General features: G+C 47.6%; 1 protein-coding gene. It reads left to right on the plus strand.

What is annotated here, in order from left to right; translation table 11 throughout:
• The first annotated feature begins 529 nt into the window (after window positions 1–529).
• The gene (locus QME20_RS19635; RefSeq protein ID WP_281716517.1) at window positions 530–781 is read left to right on the plus strand and encodes a DUF6429 family protein; all 252 of its coding nucleotides are present in this window, start codon (window positions 530–532) and stop codon (window positions 779–781) included.
• The last annotated feature ends 548 nt before the right edge of the window (window positions 782–1,329 follow it).

Raw genomic sequence — 1,329 nt, forward strand, 5'->3', positions numbered from 1 at the left:
TATCACCGCCACAGTTACCTGTAACAGCGCTATCGGTTTGCATCGAATTCGCTCGCAGTGGATGATGCGCTTCCTCTGCGCCAAGGCACTTGTATACCAGAGCCTTTCTGGTATTTACCGATCGCTCGTAAAGGAGATCTCCCCAGATAAGAGCATGGACTGTCTCTGCACTGCTGCATCATTTACGGTGGCCGTTAGATCACAGGGTTTCGTTGTCTTGTGCCAACTCACCTTCAGCCTACGCCTCATATGATGTTCTTGTTCATCAGCTCGCAGATTTGCTAGCGGCTTCCTCCAGACTATCTCTCACGATTTAGCCCTTGCCATTCGCTAGTAGTTAGCGTTGAATAACAGTGTGTTAAACAACGGTGATCTTCCTACAGAGGACTTTCACCTCATTAGTTCATGCCCATGCTGGGCGTACACAAGACGCTTAACTCGTTCCCTGCGGTCACTGGGACACAAATACGCGGCGGCTTCGCCATTTTCGCCGCATGTTTGCGCCCGTTAGCTTAGCGTTAGTAGCCACATGAAAATGGAGACAGCAGTGGAAATAGATGAAGATAAAATCGATGAAGCGGCACTTGCTCTGTTTTACCTTACTCTGCACGACAAGTTTGGTAGGGCTTGGAAGCAAATAGATTGGAGTATCACCGACCGACTTTATGAAAAAGGTTATATTCACGACCCTGTTGGCAAATCAAAGTCTGTTGTTTTAACTGAAGAAGGGCTCGCCAAATCAGAAGAGCTATTCAAAAAGTTATTCGTCAAAAATGAGTGAACATTGTGCGCATAGCTCAGCTTTTACTCTAGGATGTATCAGCGTGGCAACTAACAAGCCAATTAACGCACTCACTTCGTTCGCTGGGACGCATACACGCAGGGCGGCTTTGCCATTATGCCCTACGTGCCTGCGCCCGTTATTAGAAAGTTATAAGGCGTCAGCCTAAACTTCGTTTGGCTTTATAAAAATCTCAGTGCAACCACCCTCACCTGTCTTCATTAGCATCGCTCTGGCTTGTGGTGGGTTTTATTCCGCCGCTTTCAATTCAAAGGTGGTGTAATAGGCGCTTTACCTTCTAGTTCTTATTTTCAGCCAGCAAGCGCCATTACACTTGATAGCTCAGATGGCGGCTAGCTTCTGTCAAATCAAAACCTTCACTGCACCGTCGTTTTGCTTGTTTGTGTTAACAATCAATCGTATGCTGGCTTCAACAGTTTTCAAACAGACCAAAGGAAATGGCTCTGCTTCTAATCGGGTAGCCGGAGGTATCTAGCCTCCAGCCCCCACAACACCCTGCATGCGGCTCCGCACAGGGCGTTTCATTT

The sequence above is a fragment of the Alteromonas sp. CyTr2 genome, assembly GCF_947311905.1.
GTDB lineage: Bacteria > Pseudomonadota > Gammaproteobacteria > Enterobacterales > Alteromonadaceae > Alteromonas > Alteromonas macleodii.

Bases quoted from the DNA above. Each gene is read 5' to 3' on its own strand.
- QME20_RS19635 (WP_281716517.1), top strand. From the start codon at position 530: ATGAAAATGGAGACAGCAGTGGAAATAGATGAAGATAAAATCGATGAA.